General features: G+C 44.6%; 1 protein-coding gene and 1 pseudogene. Both read left to right on the forward strand.

The window, feature by feature from the left end:
- Nucleotides 1-205, forward strand: a pseudogene (gene tuf / locus A3757_RS06255) (elongation factor Tu); the annotation flags it as partial.
- A 189-nt stretch (nt 206-394) separates the two neighbouring features.
- The coding region (gene rpsJ / locus A3757_RS06260; protein ID WP_068739319.1) for a 30S ribosomal protein S10 at nt 395-627 on the forward strand (233 nt) is incomplete at its 3' end.

Here is a 627-nt window from a genome sequence, read left to right on the forward strand (position 1 = left end):
CCGTCCACAGTTCTACTTCCGTACGACTGATGTGACAGGTGCTTGTGAGTTGCCTGAAGGTGTTGAAATGGTAATGCCTGGTGATAACGTACAGTTAACAGCTACTTTGATCGCGCCAATCGCGATGGAAGAAGGTCTACGCTTCGCGATTCGTGAAGGTGGTCGTACTGTAGGTGCGGGTGTTGTAGCTAAGATTGTTGAATAATCTGACGCCTATATCCTAAAAAAAGAGCTGCCTTCGGGCGGCTCTTTTTTTTGTGCTAAAAGAAATCGTATTTATGTCGGGATGTCGGTTGACACGGTTGGTTGCAATACGTACAATGCGGCTCCTTTTTTATACAGCAGTCACGCGCCTTTTTGGGTTTAAGTGGCTAATTACTGGAGTTTTGGTCACATGCAAAGCCAAAAAATCAGAATCAGACTAAAAGCTTTTGATTATCGTCTGATCGATCAGTCTACACAAGAAATTGTAGATACGGCGAAGAGAACCGGTGCGCAAGTGCGTGGTCCGATTCCTCTTCCAACTAAGAAAGAGAGATTTACAGTTTTGATTTCTCCTCACGTAAACAAAGATGCGCGTGATCAGTANGAAATCCGTACCCACAAGCGTTTAATCGACATCGTTGA

It is taken from the genome of Oleiphilus sp. HI0117, from assembly GCF_001635235.1.